We start from the raw sequence: 21220 nt of genomic DNA, 5'->3' as shown, positions 1-21220 counted from the left end.
GAGGCTAAAAAGCCCGGTAGGCGACAATCATTACTGTTTGTGGTAATTTGATGCTCCTTTGGCGCACGCAAAAAAGCATCCCTTCAAGGGATGCCTTATCTAATAATCTACTCGTGTTACGGTTTGAACCCCCCCGGATTGACGCCCCAGTACTTACGGAACACCTTCGTAAAATAACTGACATCGCGGTAACCCGTCTGCCTTGCGGCATCGTACACCTTTTGCCCGCCCTGCAGGACCCGCTTGGCCTTCTCCATTTTCTGCTCGAGCACGTAAGCCGAGAAAGCCATCCCCATCTCCTGTTTGAAGAGCCGGCTCAGATAGGAGGAATTGACGTACAACCGATCGGCCACGGTATGCAGCGTAATATCCTGATCGATTTCCTGCTCAATGAGGCTCGCTATTTTTTGGACGATCTGATGACTGCTGCTCTTACGCTGACCTTTCATATAATCTGTGATACGGCCTACGGTTCTTTCCAGCCAAGATCGGGTCTGCGATTTCGTGTTCAGGAGTTGGATGTTCTGCATAAATGCCCAGTCCTCGCCTATCACCTCCCGGATGCTCCAGCCCTGCTTGACCATGATCCGAATGAATAAGCTGTTCATATACATTACGCCCTCCTGGAACTGCTGCGATGTCCCGGTACGAGCGAATAGCTCCTGCCATAGGCCCTCCACGGCCTCGGCCGCTTTAGCCTCATGTGCCGTCTCCAGCGCAATCTCCAGCATTTTTTCTAGATGCTGCTGCACGGAGATTTCAGGCCTGTTCCCTCTTTCTTCTTCCCGGTAAGGAATGGCGATATCCGGCCCGTACACGACTCTTTCCTGGAGGGCTCTACAGGCTTCCGAATATAGCTGTGGCAGCTCTTCGATCCTTCCCGCCCTACCGCAAATGCCAGCGCTCGCCGTCAGCTTCAAAATTTCCTTCGCATGGGAGAGCAGCTTGACGACGGACGCATTGATGTGCAGCATGAATTCCTTCGGATTTTGTCTGGGCTCTGCCCTAAACACAAGAAGTACGTCCGAATCCGGGTCCGTGCATACCCAGCAGGAGGACTTCGACATCAGTTCCCCGGCCAGACATCGGATCGTAAACCGCAGCAGCTCACGGTCGTTCGGACCGAACCTGGCATCATGTTCCGGAACGGGATCCAAGTCCAAGACGGCTGCGGCCAGCTGCGTCTCCTTCTCTAAGTCCATATACAGCTCGCTGCTCCGATTCAGTATCTCCCGTTCATCATATTTGCCGCTCACCCAATTCAGAATGAAGTCGTTCTGAAGGCTCGGCATATGGTCCCTCCACTTCCGTTCAAGCTCTGCCTTCCCTCTCCACTGCTCTAAATCCTCCCGGAGCCCATCACGAGCCTCAAGCACCACCTTCAAAATAACCTCCTCCCCGGCAGGCTTTAACAAATAGCGAGACACCCCATGCTCCATCGCCTGCTGGGCAAAATCGAAATTGTCATGACCGCTTAAAATAATCATCTTCATAAATCGCTTACCGACCTGCTTTTCCTTCAGCCGGGCAATCAAGGTCAAGCCGTCCATTTCTGGCATCTGAACGTCGATCAACATCAAATCCGGCATTTTGCGTTCCGCCAACTGAAGCGCCTCTACCCCGTTCGCCGCGAGACCAACCACCTCAATCCCATGGTCTTCCCAGGGGATATTGTACGCCAGCGAATTTCGGAGCCTGGGCTCGTCTTCCACAATAATTAAATTCAAACTTCCCGCCCTCCTTCATAGGGGTCATATGTACGACCTCGATCTTGGATCTCCGGTCTCTGCCGTGGAACCAGCACCGCATCCGTCTCCATGTTGCCGCTGCCTGCCGGATTCACGGGGATTCGAATCGCAACAATCGTGCCGGTCCCGGGCATGCTCTCGATCGTCAAATCCGCCTCTTCCCCGTAGTACAGCCTCATTCGTGTGAAGACATTCCGCAGACCGAACAAATCCTTGATGTTCTCCTCATCCTGCGACAGGGATGGAAAGCTCCGGGACCTCATCCGCCCGAGCTCGCTCCGGATATAAGACAGACGCTCCTCCTCGATCCCTGGGCCGTTGTTCTGTACACTGATCACCACCCTGTTCTGTTCCATCCGACTAGACACAATGAGCCTTCCTCCGCTCTCCTTCCCCTCCAGCCCGTGCAAAATCGCATTTTCCACGAGTGGCTGAAGCAGCAGCTTCAGGATCGGAAGTGCTCTCGTTTCATCAGAAATCCTATACTCTACTTCAAAGCTATCTAGAAAACGCAGCTGCTGGATCCGAATATAATAGTGCAGGTGGGTCATGCTCTCTTCAACGGTAAATACTTGCCTTCCCTTATCCAGGCTGAGACGGAAAAACTTCGACAGGTTCATCACCATCTCGCTGATCTCGTCCGCCTCATAATTTTTGGCTGCCCAGTAGATGGAATCCAGCGTGTTATACAAGAAATGCGGATTGATTTGGGATTGCAAAAATTTCAGTTCTGTTGTCGTGAGCCGGAGCTGCTGCTCGTAATGATCCTCAATCAAATGCTTTTGCACGGATACCATTCGGTTAAAGGACTGGATCAAGAAGCCGAACTCATCCTGCCTTCGGGTCTCCACGTGGACGTTCATTTCACCGCTGCTCAGGCACCTCATCCCGCGCGACAGCTTGAGCACCGGGGAAGCGATTCCGCTGTACACGACCCAAGAGATAATAAAAGCAAGCAGGATGCTGATCCCGATAATCGTAAAAGTGAACAGCCGGAGCTGATCGGTCTCCCGATAGAGCTCGCTTTTCGGCTGAACGAGCGCGAGCCGCCAGGAGGAATATTCGGAGTCCATCGATACCTCCATATCCTTGGAAGAAGGAGCTCCGCTTACTGCGGCCTTCCCCGTCTCGACGATAACTTCCCCTCGATCATTGAACAGCGATACCCGGCTGTTCTCCGACGGAAGCAGCGTCTTCAGAATGTTGAGCAGCTTGCTCCGGTTAAAGGTAACCACGAGCAGATTGGACTTACGATCCATATTATATAGATCCATGGAACGAATCAAAGAAACGCTGTCCGTTCCCGTCAGCTTGCCGAACGTCCGGGCGTTCGATACCGGATAATCGGCCATGACGTACGAAATCCCTGTCCCGTTATTCCGGGCCGATTCCACCAGCCATTCCTGTTCAGGCTCCGATGTCAGCTTACGACCACCGAAATGAGTCGAGATGAACATGTGCGTAGCTTGGTGGTATACCGAAATTTGCGATACAAATCGGTTGACCGAGACCGAGTTCGACAGCTGCTGAAGCACGTTGGAGAAATCAACGATCGATCTTGGCGAGAAATCCGCTCCGTTCTTGTTCAATAGCTCATTCAAGTTCGGATCCGCCGAGATCAGCGTGGAGATCTCCTCCACATTTTGCAGCGCCAGATCAAAGTGGTTCATCGCCGAAGACAGAGCTACCTCCGTTCTTTTCACGGCCTGCTCGTATAAAATATCCCTTGAACGTTCTACTGCAAACAGGCTGATGAGGACGAGCGGCAGGAGAATGAGCAGAAAATAACCGGTCAGCCTGGTCTGGATGTTACTGGCAAAGCGGTCAGTTACCCTGCGAAATACATTAATCACCCTCATTCCTCCTGACCATTTGCCGCCCACTGCGCTCAAACCATAGATTCACCTCTCTCGTCATTTCATCCCCGCCTTCCCGCTTCCACTGCTCCACATAACGGTCAAACGACTCGATCGGCTCAATCCCTAAAATGATATTCGTAAAAATGCCTTGAAGCTCACTCAGCTTTTTGTCGTATTTGCTCATGGCCCACGTGGGAATGCCGTAGAACTCGTTGTGGATCACGTTTTGGCGTATCATCTCCAGATTGTCATATAAATGGAAATCCCCCAAGGAATCCAGCCGTTCCTTGGACAGAACAGGATCCGGCACATCCACCAGCGATTGATAAATGCCCCTGTACAGCTGCTCGTCGTGCTTCTCGAAATCCGTCACCATCCTGCCGTTCTCCCATTTCCATATTTCGTTCTCAAAGCCAAGCTTCAAATTTTTATAATCGCTCGCGATAAAATCAAGGAACTGAATGACCTCCTTCGCGCTCAGAGAGCTGGCCGGGATCACATTATAACCGCGAATCATATCTGTTTCGTATACTCCCTTATGTCCCTCAGGTCCGGTGGGATACGGAAGAGCGATCCATTCGGCCTTCGGATCTTTCTGCTTGTTGGCCGCAATGGGGCCGCGGGTGTCATACCAGGTGGCCGAGAAAAGCCCAACTTTGCCGTCCTGGATTTTTTCGAAAAGGTTGTTTTGCAAATTCAGCGGAAACTCGCGGTCTAGCAGGCCTTCCTCATATAAGCCGGCTAGGTAGGCCAGCGCTTGTCTCGTTTCCGGCAAAATGCTGCCGTTGACCAGCTTTCCGTCCCGTTCAACCCACGTATCCAGCTGTGTTCCGAAAGCGCCGAAAAACGGGGATGATCGTCCAAGATCAATCATCAAGGCCAGACCAATCGTATCGTCGATGCCATTGCCATCGGGGTCGTCCTGTGTAAACGCGCGAATGACCTCATGGTATTCCTCCAGCGTCTCGGGCGGATGCAGTCCGAGACGGTCAAGCCAGTCCTTTCTGCCGTACATCAGCTCAACGCCGCTAACCTCATTCAAGCTGGGAATGGCGTATATTTTCCCGCCATATCTGACCCGATCCCACGCCTCAGCAGGGATTTTTTCTTTCAGATGAGGTCCGTATTGATCAATGAGTTCGTCAAGCGGCTGAAAAGCTCCCTGCTTCGCATAGTTGCCAAACCATACCGCCTTGTACACATGGAGCATATCAGGCAGATTCCCGGAGGACATGATCACATCGAGCTTCTCGTCGTACACTTCCGTAGGGGGTGTCGTAATCTTAATATCCAGTCCCGTTTGCGCCTCAATATAGTTCAGGTAGCGGTTGTCGTTCTCGTCCATTCCGGCAGGAAACGTCATCCCCAGATTAGAAATGACAATGCCGATAGACTTGGCTGCGCCTTTGTGCTGCTCCTCCCTGTTCTTCTCACTAGCCGGAACATCACATCCCGCGCTAAATAAGAAAGCGGTTACAATAATCGTCGAACCGAATCGTAATTTGCTCCTCATACTCTCTAATCCCTCCTTTGCTGCTCAAAATCTACATCATGGGTTGTATTTTGCTTTTGCTAATTCAACAGTTTATCATATATGCATTTACCTGTTTCAAAATATTTCCTGATCAAGAAAAAAGGGATATTCCGTAGTCATTCGACTTTTTCGGATATCCCTTTGCATCTTATTCAGTAACTATTTTTAAAGCTACTGCAGCCAGATCCTGTAAATCAATGATTCCATCTCCGTTTAGATCAGCTCGTTTTACTTCTTCCCAATCTGCATCGGCCGAAGTTTTTCCATAACGTGAAGCTACAATGGCTAAATCTCCAATGCTGACTTTCCCATCGCCATTAATATCCTCTTTCATGCCTGGATTTGCGCCTTTAATCTCAATTTGCATCATAGAATTTTTGCCGATATATTCATTGCCCTGCGCATCGCCAAACGCCATATTAGTGACGGCAATGCTTCCCTTTGTGTTCTGCGCAACCGTCTTGGCTCTGAAGGTAAACGCCAGTAGCTGCGCGTCATCAGCGACTGCATGGTCTGCACCACCACTTGCGACAAGTAGACGAATTTTCCCTTCCGCTTCCTGACGCAATCCTACGATATCGATTCCTTCCATAATCGAAACTGCTGACATAAACTCAAATCGATCCGCATCGTAGGCCAGCGAAATATCCAGGGCATAAGCTGGATTCTTCACATGATTGAGCCCCATGTTAACAGTGAATGTCTGATCCCCGGAAACCGTAGCCGGACCAGTTAGCACCGTTTCTATTTCCGATTCCTCCCCCGCTTTGCCAATGTCATCGACAGAAACGATATAGGTGTAAATTTCACTAGCCGGGGTAGAATCGGTTGCTTTCACGCGAACTTCGATCTTGTCTCCTGCAACGAGCGCCGGAGTTGCCGAGGTCTTTTGCGCTTCTCCTGTTCCCGAGGTCCACGCTTGTTTTACCACATTGGATGCACTAGTAATTCTAAACTCTAAAGCAGCACTGATCGTAATCAGAGTTTGGCCAACTGCAGCGTCTACGGTCGGCCGGGTGACGGTTACCTCCTTCGCAGTCGGCGCGTCCGGTTTTTCCATTCCCGGGACTTCCCACTTGGCGTACAGGATGAGATCCTTTGTAACCTTGGTGTTGAAGTCATAGGCCTGCGTCAGATCCATATCCGTGTACCAGTCAGCGAAGATATACCCTTCACGTGTCGGGTCGACGGGCTTCTCCGCCTTCTCGCCGTCCTTAATGGTAGCTGCGCTAACCGCGCTGCCGCCATTGGTCTTAAAGGTAATGGTGTGGATAAAGTCCGGCGCCGGCAGGTTATTCACTTGCTCCGCCTTGGCCGCAAAGTTATAGAGCGCGACGTTGTCGAGCTCACCCCTGAAGGCGTTGATCTTGCTGCCGATGCGGGACAGCGGCGTGATCAGCGACGCCCATTTGTTGCCGCCCTGCTCTGTCCTCTCCAGCGTGTGAATCTTCGTGCCGTTAACATAGAGCGTGGTCTTGGTGTACTCCATCACCAGCGTCAGGCGCACCCATTCGCCCTTAGGCAGCGTGTAATTGAAGGAGTAGTCGCGGAAGTCGCGGGAGAAGCCCACTTTGCCGGTTCCCTTCTGCACAGCCTTGATCGCGCCGATATCGGACTCGAACAGAACCTTTTCCGTGTCGTCGTCATCTGCCGTGCGCTTCACCCAGAAGTCCAGCGTGGAGTTGATGCGCATGTTGTCCACCGGCGTCTCCACGTAACTTTCGTCGCCCTTAAGCTGGAGCACTTGGCCATCCCGCCCCTCAACAAAGGCCGCGTTGACCGCATCGCTCTTAAGATTGTAGCTGTTTGAGGATGCATCAGACTTTTCGTTGCCCTCATTAAAGGCATAGTACTGCACGACCTGACCCTTACTCTTCACCTCATAGGTCGGGTTGGTCCCCGGCGCGTACTTGATCTGCGCCGCTAGCGCGTCGATGTCCGCCACCTTGTAATCCTTGGCGCTGCTCCACAGCCGCTCGCTGAAGGTGGGCAGGATGTCGAACATACGGTCAAATAACTCCACGTCAGTGGTTCCGTTATCGTTCTTAACGCCGGTTTTGTCGTTCCACAGCGCGTAAGAGCCGCCCTTGACCTGCGGGTCTCCCGCAGGGAGCTGTAGGCCCATCATGTTGCTCGGCTTCCAGCTGTTGAGAATATTGGACTTGCTCAAATAATCCCAGTAATAGCCCGCGCCCGGTACGATGTATACGTTACCGTCGTGGATGTTGATCATCTCGTACCCAAGATCGTACATCGCCTTCGGGTTCGCGTAACCCGGATACCACATGTACATCTGTACGCCCTCCACGGTGACCGGGGTCGTTCCGCTGTTCTCGGTCTGCGAACCCCAAACGCGCGGCGTGCGGTGCATGTCGTCACGGATAAACTTGAGCAGCGCATCCTGATAAACGCGGAACGCTTCCTTTTCCGCCTGGCTGCCACCCTTGTACTCGTCGGTTCCGATGTGTACCACAGTATCCGGCAGGAATACGGGGTTCTCATCCTCCATGTACTCTGCGAAGACTTCCTTCATGAATTTGAGCGAATCCGGGTTCTCTACGTCGAGATAGTTACTCTTACCCGGCCGCGCCAGATCTGGCCGTGCGTGAGTATAGGCCGAAGCGTGACCCGGCGTATCGAACTCGGGCACGATATTCACGCCTTGTGCCTTGCTGTCGATCAGTAACTGGCGGAACTCATCCTTGGTATAGTAGATGTCGGTGCTGGTCAGTTTCGGTACATTAGACTCCAGGCGGAAGCCCCAGTAGCTAAGGTCGAATGCCTCGTCGGAGAGATGGAGGTTAAAGTCGTTCATCTTGTACCATGACATCTGCTTGACCCACATCTCCAGGAAATCTAACGGAATCGCCTTGCGCCCCACGTCGAACATGAAGCCGCGCACCTCATATAACGGGTAGTCGCGCACAAGCCCCTTCGGGATACTGGTGCTGTCGCGCTTGAGGATTTGCAAGATCGTACGGGTGGACCAGAACGCGCCCACACTGTCGCTGGCCGAGACGGTCACATACTCCCCAATCTCCATGTCGTAGGTTTCCTTGTCAAGCTTCTCGGTGCTGGCCTTGAAGTAGAAGTCCCCGGCGGCGGGCGTGGTGCCGGTCACCACGTTGATCGCATTTCCTGTGATCTCCTTAAAATCCACCGCAAAGGTCTGTGCCATGTCCTGATATGCCTGACCCAGCGCTGGATCTACTACAATCTTGCTCGCCGATTCGATGATGAAGTCGCCCTCGCGGCCAAACCACTGCTGCAGCTCGGGCAGCACCTTGGGCTTGGCGTTCTTCGATTGCACGCTGTCGTATTTGCCCGGAACGGTCAGCTTGACCTCGTACAGTTCGGTCTCCTTGCCGCCCGCAAACTTGATCTTGAACTCCACCGCTACCTCGGTGTCAACCAGCGGCTTGTGGATCTTGCGATTTGCGTCGATGACCTGTTCGTAGTCAGTGCCGCCGTAAGTAACCTCCACGCCGCTTGGCAGTCCGGTAGGCATCGGGAGCTCGGTGTCCTCGGGCTTCAGGGTGATGTCCTTGATCTGCTTCTTCACCTTGTCGATTGCGCTAACAAAGTCCAGATCCTGGTAGATTCCGAACTCATAGAGTGAGACCGACGGATAGCCGTCCACATTGTCAGCCACCAGCCTGACATACCGTGCGGTACACATGGCCGCCAACATGAATTCCTCATGCAGCGCGTAATCACGCGTGCCTACAGTGTACACGGTCTCCCATGTCTTGTTGTCGCTCGAGATCTCAATATGGAAGTCGGTCTTGATATCCGTGGTCTCCCAATCGAGTGCCACGCGGTTGAAGTCCAGCGGCACACCGAGATCCACCATGAGCCATGCGCCCTTTCCCTGCGGCTCACTCGCCCAGCGGGACTGGTTCGGACTGTTGGCGTCGCGGTTGACAATCCCATCCACCGCAAAATTAGGCTTGTGCGTGCCGTCGTCCTTCGACGCGCTCGCCGTTTTGCCAAGAGCCTTATTAATACTAGCCACATCGGGCGCCCAAATTTTGATTTCATACAGGGAGACGCTAGGGTATGCGCCCTGTTTGAGTTTGTCGATTGACAGCTTGACGTACCGCGCAGTTACCGCGTTCTTCAAGACGACCTGGTCGGTAAAAGGATAGCCCTCCTTGTTTGTATCTGCTGTATAGACCTTCGACCATGTCTTGTTGTCGTCCGAGACCTCAATATGGTAATCCTCGACGACGTTCTGCTCCCATTCGAGGGTCAACCGATCAAAGACCTGCTGCTGCTTGAGGTCGATGGTGACCCAGCCCGGCGCACCCGCCTCGCTGGACCAGCGGGACTGAGCCGGCTTGTCGGCGTTACGGTTGACAATTCCGTCTGTCAGCTTATCTGGCCCCCAGTAATTGATGGGGCTCTTGTATGCCGTCGCAGCTTTGCCCAGGGCGATGTTCGCCGGGTCGAGGTTAGTCGGCGGCGGGGGAGTATCGGGGGCAACGCCCCAGATCTCGAGCTCGCGGATGGAAACCGACGGATAGCCTTTTGTCACCTTGGCGCTGACCTTGACATACCGCGCGGTCACGCCGCTGTCCAATATGATGGTGCTGTGCGACGTGCCGACCTTCTGCCCGGTGATCGCCTCGCTCCACACCTCGTTGTCGTTTGAAAACTGGAGTGAGTAGTCCATATCAATGGAATTATTCTCCCACTCAATTTCTAGCTTCTCCAGCTTACAGAGCGCGGCCAAATCCACACTGATCCAGGCGGAGCTCACTTCATGAGCCCAGCGGGTGCCCGTGTTGCCATCCACCGCATTTTCTTTTGCGAAAGCGCTTACACCAGACGCCTTAGTATCCTTACCCAGCGCCAGATTTGTAGTTTTTTCATTGGGAAGTGATACGGCCGCCGACACCGCCCCCACGAATAAAGAGTGTGTCATGACCAATACCAATGCAATTGCCATCATACGTTTTATCGCATTCCTCGCATTCAATTTCTTTTCTCCTCCCTCGTATCTCGCATAATCATATTTACCGTTTTTGCCTGCCTTTTCGTAGCATCCCTCCTTATGACGTCTAAAAGGCGTAAACTCTACGGAAGCAGACAAAAGCCTGTTTCCGTGAGTTTACGCCTAATTGAATAGTAACGCGCCCTATTTAATAATACTAATTTTATTGCAAATCTATTCCCAATTATGATTACTAAAAAAAATTCTCTGTTCCATCGAAGAGTTCCTTGTTGAACTAACGTTCTATTCGACCCCTCTCTATCAACATCACCGAGCTGATAGTTTTTCTCAGCTTCGAGTCGCTTGATATGCTCTCCTTTGGCCTTCATTTTGAGAGGAATATCCGCTTTTATATTGAAAAAAACAGGCATCCGCTATCCGGCCTGCCTGCATTTTTGAATATCTATCTCACCGTTTCGCCTTATAAAACTCATGATACAACTTCATGAGCGCCCGCTTCTCGATGCGCGACACATAGCTCCGCGAGATGCCAAGCTCCTTCGCGATCTCCCGCTGCGTGCGCTCCTCGCCGCCGGCTTCGGAGCCGAGGATATCGATTAGCGTGATTTCGTTGCCTTCTTTATCCGTACCGATGGGATCATGCAAAGATAAATCCTTCCGCGTCTTCTTCAGACTGCGCAAATGCATAAGTATTTCGTTCTCGATACAGCGAGCCGCAACCGTCGCTAATTTCGTCCCTTTATTCGGCTGGAAGCTCTCGATCGCCTAATGAGACCGATCATCCCAATAGAAATCAAATCCTCAAGGTCTTCGCCTGTGTTGTCGAATTTCTTGAGGACACATTTTTTAAAATCGTTGTTGATCCGTTGTATCATCAAACTTAATAACTAATCGTATTTGTCTACTCAAGCACTATTTTTACTGTACCTATTTGATTAGGCTGGATGACCATCTTGAGTGTTGTATCCTCTACCCTTAGCTCTTCCTTATATGCTACCTTTTGTTCATTGATATCTGTCCAATAGGCATGCTTGATTCGTTCTGGACAAATCAATGTGATGGTGTCTATATTCCCTTCCATCTCGTAAAAACGCACGATGAAACTTCTGTCCCCTTCCTCTGCTCCTTTGATACAAGAAACTACAGAGGTCTGACACTCAAATGCTACAAAGGAATGTCTTGGATTAAGCTTCCCTTGTTGTCTTAACCCTGTTACTACAGTCATTTCGTGGTTATATTTTTGGACATAGTCATGTAGCACTTTGGGATTGCTGGATTGCATAACACCTAATCCAAATTCGAGATGATTGATTCCATACTCTGGACATGGATCTGGATCGTAAGAGCCTCTGAGTAAGGTAAGGGTAAGACTATTATTTACGCCTCTAAATCCATAACCTACTTTGGACATGAGCATCACACCTGCTGATCCGTCCTGATCTTCTCCATAGATATAGTTATTCCCTGGAAGATCTATGTCTAGTGCTTGTCGCGTAACCCTGCCGAAAGGAACATCATAATGATACATGGCACATGAATCATGAAGCGGCATATAGAATTGCAGTTGCGGTACGCCTTTTCCAAGACGCCCCACCTCTTGCCAATCACATTCCACTTTAAATTCTAGATGACTGCTGCCTTTATCTAAGGAAACGATAACTTTAAGCTTTGAATTCCTAAAACTTAACTCATAAGCTATTTGGCTTCTTAATGTACCTGCTGCACTTGTGATTTCTAGATTTTGATGAATCCACTCAATATGTTTGTAGCGTCCAACAAACCAAGAGGACATGCCTGTACCCTCATCTGTAATCTCCTTATGGTCTGCCTCATCGACTAATCTAAATATCCCTGATTTTCTCGCAGCATCTATCATTTCTTTCCCAGTTGCTTTATCAATCATGGAGTCAATCGATCCGTCTAAGCTATTAAACACAACTTTAATCTTCTCATTTTCTAATGTATAGCATGGTTCATTTTGGGTACGTTTTTCATGCCAATAACTTACTTTAACCCGCTCCATAGCATGTTCCGTTAACATATATGTTGCATAGCCGCAAGCGGGAACATCTACTTCCAATGCTACTTTTAAATAATTGTGTCCCCAGTAGTGATTAAAGTCTTTTTCTAATACCTGATGTGTTATGACTTCACCTTGTTCATTGGTAAACAACATACGCTCGTGGTCATATGGCCATTCCCAGATCATCAATTCAATCACTTCTTGACGGGTCCGCATCGTTGGATTAAACACATGATACATTCGGTTTTTGCCTGTACCATTCTCATACTGTGAAGATCCTGCACCGGCACCGTAAGCCAAGCCCGGCTCATCCTCGCCCTCACTTACGACAAAATCAGCCGTATGAATTTGCTGAGCGATCTTTTGAAGAGCTAGTTTCTTGTTGGTGTTGGTTGTTGCTGCAACCTCTTGATAAAGGCCTAGAGCATAATCTCTTGTGGCATCAACCCCTGAACCTGTCAAAATATCATGGAACTGATTAAATAATACGGATTTCCAGGCTTTTTCAAAACTTTGCTGTGGATAACGGGCCCCTTGGGTTACAGCCGCCCATGTACTAAAGAGCTCTGCTTCATATAACCCATTTTCAGAGGTTTTATTACCCTTTTTAATCCGACTCTGAGAACTGTAGCATCCATCGCAGATGAAATTCTGTTCTTGATATTCAATAGGCAGCTGCTCTTTATAATGTTCAACGATGTCAAAATACTCTTGATACGTCGAAAATCTCACTTTAGGATAGATCGGCCACGTGGCAACATCCTTGATTCGTTCGATGTCTCTTCTTGTTGGTCCGCCCCCATGGTCACCTACTCCATAGACTTTTAAAACAGAAGGTATACAGGTTCGATCCGCTAGATCGGGTACACAAAGACACATGTCAGAATGAATAAACGCATTATAAAATTGCGGTTCCCAATTGACGATGATTTCAGCTCCTGAAGGGCTTTGCCATCTATATAGTGTGGGGCCCTCTTTGCGCCCTCTGCAGTGATAGTAATACTTCACACCAGCTTTGGTGAGAATCTCCGGTGTGTTGATACTATGTCCAAAGGTATCGGGTTCAAAATCAATGTTGAAGGAATCTAATGGCTGATTAAACAGTTGAGACAAGTATTTTTTCGTATATAACAATTGTCTCGTTTGGCTCTCTCCACTTGGCATATTTTTATCTGCCTCAACCCACGTAGACGCGGTAATCTCCCATCTGCCTTCGGCCACTCTTTGTTTAATCTCTTCTAACATATCTGGGTCATAGGTTTCTACAATCTTATACAACGAACCTTGAGATTGTGAAAAAGTAAAATCCTCAACCTCTCTCATGATTTGTAACATCGTTCGAAATGTATCTAAAGTGATACCTACGGTTTCATCGAAGCCCCACTGCCAATTCATATCAATATGCGCATGGGCCACACATAACATTTCAAACTGCTTGGCTTCTTCTTGTAGTGGCATGAGTTTTTGCTCCATCTTAATTACCAGCTCATTGGTGATAGCCCCTTGCTCGTCATATCCCTCTACTAAATCCTTCTCCACTTCTTCAATAAGATCATCAAATGCCCCTTCTTGTCTTGCTGACAAAAGGGTTGCATACTTCATTTGTGTCATTGCACGGTCTTCTTGATAGGTTAGTTTTTTATTTCGTAATCTATTGGTTAATTTCTCAAGCATCGCTGGTTCCTCCTTATGTTGGAATGAGAGATCTCATCAAATTTTGGGGGTATCGTAGAATTTAGTGTACAATATCTATGTATAAGAATCTTTAAGTCTGCTGGACATTAGATTGAGAAATAACGACATGGGAGGGTCTATTATGGCTAACATCATTAGTTATCTGACTGCTAAAAATTTCACCATTAGCCTTAGTGGACTTCAGATCAAAGTACTAGATGCTGCTGTATTAGATGCTGGACCGCATTGGGAAAAAGAAGATCACTTTCATACTTACTTTGAATTTCATATGATTAAATCCGGGAAAGGTATTGTGTCGATTGAGGGCTCAACACTCTCTTTTCAAGAAGGAGACTTCTATATCACGGCACCTTATGTGACACACCAACAAGTATCTGATCCTATAAATCCTATGGTAGAATACTGTCTACAATGTGAAATTAGCCGATCTGATACACCAGATTCCACCTACTTTAATTCGTCAGAGGACACAGAATTTTTCATCAATGTCCTTTCGACTACCTACCCCCGCACCTTCCAAGACAACTATGGCGCCATGGGGTTATTTGATTCCATTATCCAAGAAACCTCCCTTAAACTCCCAGGATTTTCTTTGCAAATTCAACCACTATTATTCCTTTTAGTTGTAAGCTTATTTCGCTCTGTGATTACCACACTTGATCATACCCATATGCCTGATCCGCAAAGTGATGTCCGTGTATCCCGGATTATGAATTTTATCGAAAACAACTATCACCTTTCCCCTACAATCGATGATTTGTCTAAGCTGATTTTCCTTAGCCCTAAACAGATTAATCGGATTATGAAAAGACATGTAGGCTATACCTTTAACGAACAACTTTTACTATACAAAGTCTCTCAAGCTAAACACTTGTTGAATCATTCTACCCTAAGCACGCAAGCGGTAGCTGATGCTTGTGGTTTTTCTAGCCACTACTATATGTATCAAGTTTTTAAACGGCTTGAGCTCCCTCCTCCGGCGAGTTTTAGAAAAACAAATTTATACTGATTCTCGCCTAAGTAATTTAGCTGTCATTCGAGCAATTCATAGTCTTTCCAATTTACGCCAGCTCGAGTATAACGCTGTTCTCGACTCAGAATTCAAATCGATGAAATACTCAAAACAAATAGCACCCTTCCAACAATAGAAGGGTGCCAACATGTTAATATTCACAAAATCGATGAATAAAATCCCTTCACCGCTTCGCCTTATAAAACTCATGATACAACTTCATGAGCGCTCGCTTCTCGATGCGCGACACATAGCTACGCGAGATGCCGAGTTCCTTCGCGATCTCCCGCTGCGTCCGCTCCTCGCCGCCGGCTTCGAGTCCGAAGCGGCCAACGACGACCTCTTTCTCACGATCGTCCAGGATCTCGAGATTTTGGTAGATTTTCGACTTCTCAATTTTCAGCTGCACCTTCTCCACGACGTCGTCGGCTTCGGAGCCGAGAATATCAATTAACGTAATTTCATTACCTTCTTTATCAGTCCCAATTGGATCATGTAAGGAAACATCCTTACGAGTTTTTTTCAAGCTGCGGAGATGCATTAGGATCTCGTTCTCAATACACCGAGCCGCGAATGTCGCTAATTTCGTGCCTTTGTTCGGCTGGAAACTCTCGATCGCCTTGATGAGGCCAATCGTACCAATCGAGATCAGATCCTCGAGGTCTTCGCCGGTATTATCGAATTTTTTGACGATATGCGCGACGAGCCGTAAGTTATGTTCCACGAGCATATTCCGCGAATACGCATTGCCCTCCGCCATCTGCTGCAGATGCTTCATCTCTTCCTCTTCGGTTAATGGCTGGGGGAACGCGTTATTTTTAACATAGGATACCAACAGAGAAAGCTGCTTAATGAACATGGCGATCGTTGACAAAAATCCAAGCATTACTCCACCTCCTAAGACGTGCACGGTCTCCATCCGAATGACTGAGATCGTTACATTCTATGTGGGCGGAAGCCTATCTGTGCCTGTACGCGGGAAAATAGTATCCTCCAGCGCTCCCCCGTAGCGTCGGCCAAAAGCGCTGTAACGTGCGAGCTGCTGCTAACGAATCCCAGAAGCCTTATTCCGCCGAATGATGCCCTGAAAAAATTCTAACGAACTCCACGAGCGCTATTCCCATCAAAACTACACAAAATTGTCCGTTCTGAGCACAATAACGCCGCTGGAGTTCGTTAGCGTGAAAATCACCCCATATTTGCTCAAATAGCGTCCATACGATTCGTTAGAACATCGCTGCCCGCCGGAGCGCCCAAACAACGAAAAAAGCCAAGCCCGCACTTGGCGAACTTGGCCTTCCTCTTCGATAACACCGTCTGCAACTACAGTGTCATGCCGTCCTGTACGCCGAACTTCGTCACGGCGAGAACTGAAGCGGCGACAGCGTATCTTGCACAACAACCAATCTCTTCGTTCATATGATTAGGCATTACAATATACAGGCTGGACGCATACCGGTTTGGAAACTTCAACCGATTGCCCGGTATAGTTCAGCTTCCCTGTCGATGCATCGACGCGAAATACGGCAATATTGTTCGTGTCGCGATTCGCTGCGAGTACATATTGCCCGCTTGGCGTTAGTGCAAAATGGCGTGGATGACGGCCCTCGGTCGATACATGCTGGATGACCGTCAAGGTACCTGATTCAGGATGAACTTCGTAGACGACGATGCTGTCATGTCCGCGGTTCGATCCATATAGGTAGCGTCCATCGGCAGAAAAAGCAATTTCCGCGCAGCCATTCTCGCCGTTGTAATCATCCGGCAGCGTGGACACGGTCTCGATCAAGCTCAGCTCGCTCGATTCCGAATGATAAGCGAAGACGCTCACGGAGGAACTAAGCTCATTAATCACATAAGCGAATTTGCCATTCGGATGGAATGTCAGATGTCGCGGACCTGAACCTGCCGGAACCGCAGCTTCTCCTTGCGGTACAAGAACATTACGATCGGAATCAATCGTGTAACACTTCACGCGATCAATGCCCAGATCCGATACGTAGAGATAACGCTCATCCGGACTGAAAAAGGCCGAATGCACATGTGGTTGACTCTGATTCGGATGCGGCCCGTGACCGTGGTGCTGCTGTACATCAAGTTGCTGACCAACTTGTCCATCCGCTTCAAGCGCGACTAATCCTACACATCCCCCATGATAGCTGGATACGATCAGATAGCGGCTATGCTGGTCCCGCTGAATATGGCACTGCGGAGCATCTAGTGACTTCGCGCGGTTCATCGTATTCAGCTTACCATTCACTGTATCGATCGAGTAGCTGACGACCTCTCCGATCTTCTTGCCTTCTTCCGTTGCATTTTCGGCGATGGCATACAGCCTTTGATGATCCATATCTACATTTACATAGGTCGGATTTTTCAATCCCGACACTTCATCCAGCTGGGTCAACGATCCAGACTTTTCGTCAAATGAATACACATATACGCCGGGAGCATCCGCTTCGGCATAGGATCCTACGAATACGAGCATGCGTGGTTCCATTGAGGTAACCTCCTTCAGTACATCGATAGTATGTATGTTGCTGTTTCATAACTTTACACTTGATACAGGAGGAAAATCAAGAAGGTCAACTTATCGATAACATCAGTTAAAAGAAAGCATTGCCTCAATCAGCTCAAACAGGCCAACCAGATATGTATCTGATTGACCTAATAAAATGAACTATACTAACTATATCTCAATTGGGAGAACAATTTTCCGAACAACAAAGCTTCCCATCCATTAACAAACTCTAACACACATGCCGTTTTCAATACTTCTTACCCCTACCGGTTTATTTATGCAAGCTTCTACTCCTTCACTGCGCCGATCATCACCCCTTGGTTAAAATGTTTTTGTACAAAGGGATATACACAAAGGATCGGAACGGTGGCAACGATAATGACGGAATAACGCATCATGTTAGCAAGACGCATTGCGATTTGCGCGGCTTCGCCGGATCCCATCCCGGACTGCATTTGGTTGGTGATCAGAATATTGCGTAATATCAACTGAAGTGGATACAGGTTCGGATTTTTCAGATAAATCAAAGCGTTAAAATACGAATTCCAGTAGCCGACGGCAATCCATAAGCCGAGTACCGCGATAATCGCCTTGGACAATGGTAGAACGACCGTAATGAAATAACGCAGGTTGCCGCAACCATCCATCTGCGCTGCTTCCCACAAATCTCCTGGGATACTCGACTGGAAGAAGGTCCGTGCGACGATCATATTGTATACCATAACGGAGAAAGGCAAGACCATAACCAAGAAGGTATCATACATATGGAAATCTCGAATGGTTAGAAACGTAGGGATTAACCCGCCGCTGAAAAACATCGTGAAAATAAAAAACAGCGACAAAAGCTTGCGTCCGACAAGATCCTTTCTCGATAGTGCGTAAGCTGCTGAAATATTGACAACTAACCCGATCACGGTTCCCACGACGGTATACAGAATGGTATTGCGATACCCAATCCAGATGTTATCATGCTTCAATAATTCCCTGTAGCCATCGAACGTGAACCCTTTCGGATACAACCACACCTGCCCGCCTGCCACGGCAGAGGGATCGCTGAATGAAGCAATGACGATAAAATACAACGGATAAATCAAGATGAGCAGAAATACTACTGCAAATACGTATATGATCACTTCCATAACGCTATCTGATGATCGGTTATTTTTTATTTTTCTTACACGCGTACTCGTTACAGCTTCCATGTTGTTCCTCCTCCTTCTACCACAAGCTGTTTTCGCTAACCTTTTTGGACAATTGATTGACCAAGATCAGCAGAATAAAGTTAATGACGGTGTTAAATAAGTTAATCGCCGAAGAGAAGCTATATTGGCTGCTGAGCAGACCGATTTTGTAGACATACGTAGACAATATTTCGCTTGAGGTGATATTCAGGTCATTCTGCATTAGATACACCTTTTCAAAACCAACCCCAAGCAATCCACCGACGCGTAAAATCAGCAAGGTAATCGCTGTCGGCATGAGCATCGGAATATCGATATAGCGAACTTTATGCCAGCGGCTCGCACCGTCTACGGTCGCAGCCTCGTAGAGACTTGGATCTACAGCAGACAATGCGGCGATAAAGATAATGCTGTCCCACCCGACATGCTGCCACACATCTGACCAGACATAGACACTGCTGAATAAACCTGCAGACCCCATCAGATCCGGCGCCTCTTTGCCGATCAATCCGAACAAATTGACAAGTAACCCGGTGCTTGGCGAGAGCAGAATCATCATCAAACCGACCATAACAACCGTCGAAATAAAATGAGGCATGTACGATATCGTCTGAAAGAACCTCCGAAACCGGTTGGCTCTCATATGATTGATCACCAACGCTAGTATGATCGGAATTGGAAATGTAATTAAGCTGTACAAGCTGATGATCAACGTATTCTTAATGGTTGCTGAGAATTGATAGGAATTAAAAAACTTCTCAAAATACTTAAATCCCGCCCAAGGGCTGTCTGTAATCCCCAGCGCAGGGCTGTAATTTTTAAAGGCAATAAGCACCCCGTACATCGGCTTGTACGCGAATAATAACGTAAGCACCACTGCGGGAAGCAGCAATAAATACAGTCCCCAATTTCGTTTGACCTGTCCGAATGTCCGCCCTGCATTCATTTGAACATACCCCTCCTTCATATCTGATAACTTCCTATAGCGGCATATATTCTTGTAAAAATACCGCCTCACAGGAAACGCTGCGAAGCGGCATCTAGAAAGAGCAATGATTATTTAACGCTCGTGTAACGACTATACGCATCCGTACGGATTTGGATTAACTTCTCAAGACCCATATCATTGAGCTGCTTGACATACGCATCCCAGCCTTCGTCAATATTGCCCTTCGTAATGAATTGGGCCCGCATCGTATTCACATAGGTGTCAATATCCGTGGTTAAGGTCGGCAGTTCCTCAAATTCCTTCGACGTGTACATCACGTTCGGATACGGCGTCGTTACGTAATCGCTTCCCAGCTTATCCAGTTGTAATTTCAGACCGTCTCCCGCCTTCGGGTTTAGAATGATGTTCTTCTCGAAGGATGGACTTACGTATTTCGGTCCGAAATCACGAAGCGATTGATCCCAGTACCAGGCATCTGCGCTCGTACCTGCTGGTGGATCCATGAGCGTATACGTACCATCGTCATTCTTCTGAATAACGGTTCCAATTGCCCCCCAGAAGTTCTGAATACTTGCTTCATTCGTATAGAATTGATCTGCCCACCGTGCAGAAATCTCCGGATACTTATTCGATGTTGTAATCAAGAACTCGTTACGAGATAGATTCATCCCCACTGGATTCCCGATCGTATAGCGCTTACCGTCCGGACCCGCAATCGGAGGAATGGTCTCGTATTGATCTCCCCATTTGCCGAATACCGCATCCGGTGTCCATTGATACGTAAAACCTACGATTGGCGCATCCGGGTTTTGGAACTTCGCCATTTTCATCGTATCGTCCTGCGTGAATACTTCTTTGTCAATCAAACCTTCTGCATACAATTTACTCTCCCACTTAAGACCTTCTTTATAAGCATCTGTGGTCGGATAGTATACGGGTTTTCCATCTTGAATGATCATGAAGTTCGTATTCAGATCAGCAATCCCCCATGGACTGATCATGTCATTACTTGCTTCAACATAAGGAACTTCATCATGCTTGCCATTTCCATTTGCATCTTGTTCTTTGAAAGCTTTGAGGACATTGTAAAGTTCATCAACCGTAGTCGGAGCCTTCAGCCCTAATTTATCGAGCCATGTTTTGTTATTGACCGGTTGGCGCGAACTCTTCGGACGAGATGGCAATCGTGCAGGCAACGAATAGATCTTCCCATCCGGGAAGGTGCTGATCTTTTTCATATCAGGTGTTTCTTCCATCGCGGCTTTCAAATTTGGCATATATTGATCAATGTAATCGTCTAAGGGTCGGAAGTAGCTCAAGTTATTGACGATATCGGAATCTGAGAAGGTCTGGTTGCCGATCACCACGTCCGGAAGTGTGCCGCTGGCTAACATAATCGATTTCTGTTCGGCCCAATCATTAGATGACATGACCTGCCAATCGATTTTCACATTCGTATTCTTCGCCAGGTCTTTAAGCCACTGATTCTGTGTAAACGTGTCCCCCATATTGCCCCAACGAACGGTCAATACTTTTAAGGTAACCGGTTCCTTCACAATCGGCAGGCCTTCTTTGTTCATATTGCCCGTCTCCGTCTCTGTATTCGTCTTCGTAGAGCTCTCCTCTTTCTTCTCACCACTGCATGCCGCAAGACTCCCAATCAATGCCGTTACAAGAAGAAGCGCGGTAATTATTCGATACCAAGGCTTTTGTGGCTGTTTGCCCATTCCCGATTCCCCCT

At 48.4% G+C, this 21220-nt stretch carries 12 protein-coding genes and 1 pseudogene; 1 reads left to right on the top strand and 12 read right to left on the bottom strand.

Features of this window, described 5'->3' with window-relative positions:
* Window positions 1–116 precede the first annotated feature (116 nt).
* The 6 genes and pseudogenes from C558_RS0115895 to C558_RS31160 form a co-directional block, all read right to left on the bottom strand.
* Window positions 117–1727: a response regulator gene (locus C558_RS0115895; protein ID WP_018757283.1), complete on the bottom strand. Its 1611-nt coding sequence runs from the start codon at window positions 1725–1727 to the stop codon at window positions 117–119.
* Window positions 1724–3607, bottom strand: coding sequence for a cache domain-containing sensor histidine kinase (locus C558_RS31180; protein WP_083927195.1), 1884 nt, complete (start codon window positions 3605–3607; stop codon window positions 1724–1726). Before C558_RS31180 ends, C558_RS0115895 begins: the two co-directional genes overlap by 4 nt.
* The gene (locus tag C558_RS31175) at window positions 3594–5120 is read right to left on the bottom strand and encodes an extracellular solute-binding protein (RefSeq protein WP_018757281.1); all 1527 of its coding nucleotides are present in this window, start codon (window positions 5118–5120) and stop codon (window positions 3594–3596) included. The genes C558_RS31180 and C558_RS31175 overlap by 14 nt, the downstream gene beginning before the upstream one ends.
* A 169-nt stretch (window positions 5121–5289) precedes the next feature.
* Window positions 5290–10095 (bottom strand): discoidin domain-containing protein, encoded by a 4806-nt coding sequence (locus tag C558_RS32600; RefSeq protein WP_156826131.1) that lies wholly within the window; start codon window positions 10093–10095, stop codon window positions 5290–5292.
* Window positions 10096–10545: 450 nt separating this feature from the next.
* Window positions 10546–10937, bottom strand: a pseudogene (locus C558_RS33215) (sigma factor); the annotation flags it as partial.
* 62 nt (window positions 10938–10999) lie between these two features.
* Window positions 11000–13795, bottom strand: a complete 2796-nt coding sequence (locus C558_RS31160; protein WP_018757277.1) for a glycoside hydrolase family 38 N-terminal domain-containing protein — start codon at window positions 13793–13795, stop codon at window positions 11000–11002.
* 142 nt (window positions 13796–13937) lie between these two features.
* On the opposite strand from C558_RS31160, the gene C558_RS0115860 reads away from it, so the two are divergent.
* A complete protein-coding gene (locus tag C558_RS0115860; RefSeq protein ID WP_018757276.1) occupies window positions 13938–14825 on the top strand; it encodes a helix-turn-helix domain-containing protein in 888 nt (295 codons plus the stop codon).
* A 187-nt stretch (window positions 14826–15012) separates the two neighbouring features.
* Here C558_RS0115860 and sigK read toward each other — a convergent pair whose 3' ends face one another.
* From sigK to C558_RS0115835, 6 genes are all read right to left on the bottom strand, one after another.
* A complete protein-coding gene (sigK, locus tag C558_RS0115855) occupies window positions 15013–15714 on the bottom strand; it encodes an RNA polymerase sporulation sigma factor SigK (protein ID WP_018757275.1) in 702 nt (233 codons plus the stop codon).
* Window positions 15715–15957: 243 nt separating this feature from the next.
* Window positions 15958–16227, bottom strand: a complete 270-nt coding sequence (locus tag C558_RS33815; protein ID WP_156826130.1) for a hypothetical protein — start codon at window positions 16225–16227, stop codon at window positions 15958–15960.
* Between the two features lie 24 nt (window positions 16228–16251).
* Complete coding sequence (locus C558_RS0115850) at window positions 16252–17328, bottom strand: lactonase family protein (RefSeq protein WP_018757274.1); 1077 nt, start codon at window positions 17326–17328, stop codon at window positions 16252–16254.
* Window positions 17329–17636: 308 nt separating this feature from the next.
* Window positions 17637–18551 carry a carbohydrate ABC transporter permease gene (locus C558_RS0115845; RefSeq protein ID WP_018757273.1) on the bottom strand — a complete coding sequence of 305 codons (915 nt, stop codon included), beginning with the start codon at window positions 18549–18551 and terminating at the stop codon, window positions 17637–17639.
* Window positions 18552–18567: 16 nt separating this feature from the next.
* The gene (locus C558_RS0115840) at window positions 18568–19476 is read right to left on the bottom strand and encodes an ABC transporter permease (RefSeq protein WP_018757272.1); all 909 of its coding nucleotides are present in this window, start codon (window positions 19474–19476) and stop codon (window positions 18568–18570) included.
* A 110-nt stretch (window positions 19477–19586) separates the two neighbouring features.
* Entirely contained in the window at window positions 19587–21206 is a 1620-nt protein-coding gene (locus C558_RS0115835) for an extracellular solute-binding protein (RefSeq protein ID WP_018757271.1), read from the bottom strand.
* Window positions 21207–21220: the final 14 nt, after the last annotated feature.

This window comes from Paenibacillus terrigena DSM 21567 (assembly GCF_000374845.1).
Taxonomy (GTDB): domain Bacteria; phylum Bacillota; class Bacilli; order Paenibacillales; family Paenibacillaceae; genus Paenibacillus_K; species Paenibacillus_K terrigena.
The sequence above is the reverse complement of the archived record's forward strand: the minus strand, read 5'-3'. Positions and strand labels throughout refer to the sequence as shown.

Coding starts and splice junctions, on each gene's coding strand:
- C558_RS31180 (WP_083927195.1), bottom strand. CDS start 3,607: ATGAGGGTGATTAATGTATTTCGCAGGGTAACTGACCGCTTTGCCAGT.
- C558_RS31175 (WP_018757281.1), bottom strand. CDS start 5,120: ATGAGGAGCAAATTACGATTCGGTTCGACGATTATTGTAACCGCTTTC.
- C558_RS32600 (WP_156826131.1), bottom strand. CDS start 10,095: ATGATGGCAATTGCATTGGTATTGGTCATGACACACTCTTTATTCGTG.
- C558_RS31160 (WP_018757277.1), bottom strand. CDS start 13,795: ATGCTTGAGAAATTAACCAATAGATTACGAAATAAAAAACTAACCTAT.
- C558_RS0115860 (WP_018757276.1), top strand. CDS start 13,938: ATGGCTAACATCATTAGTTATCTGACTGCTAAAAATTTCACCATTAGC.
- sigK (WP_018757275.1), bottom strand. CDS start 15,714: ATGCTTGGATTTTTGTCAACGATCGCCATGTTCATTAAGCAGCTTTCT.
- C558_RS0115850 (WP_018757274.1), bottom strand. CDS start 17,328: ATGGAACCACGCATGCTCGTATTCGTAGGATCCTATGCCGAAGCGGAT.
- C558_RS0115845 (WP_018757273.1), bottom strand. CDS start 18,551: ATGGAAGCTGTAACGAGTACGCGTGTAAGAAAAATAAAAAATAACCGA.
- C558_RS0115840 (WP_018757272.1), bottom strand. CDS start 19,476: ATGAATGCAGGGCGGACATTCGGACAGGTCAAACGAAATTGGGGACTG.
- C558_RS0115835 (WP_018757271.1), bottom strand. CDS start 21,206: ATGGGCAAACAGCCACAAAAGCCTTGGTATCGAATAATTACCGCGCTT.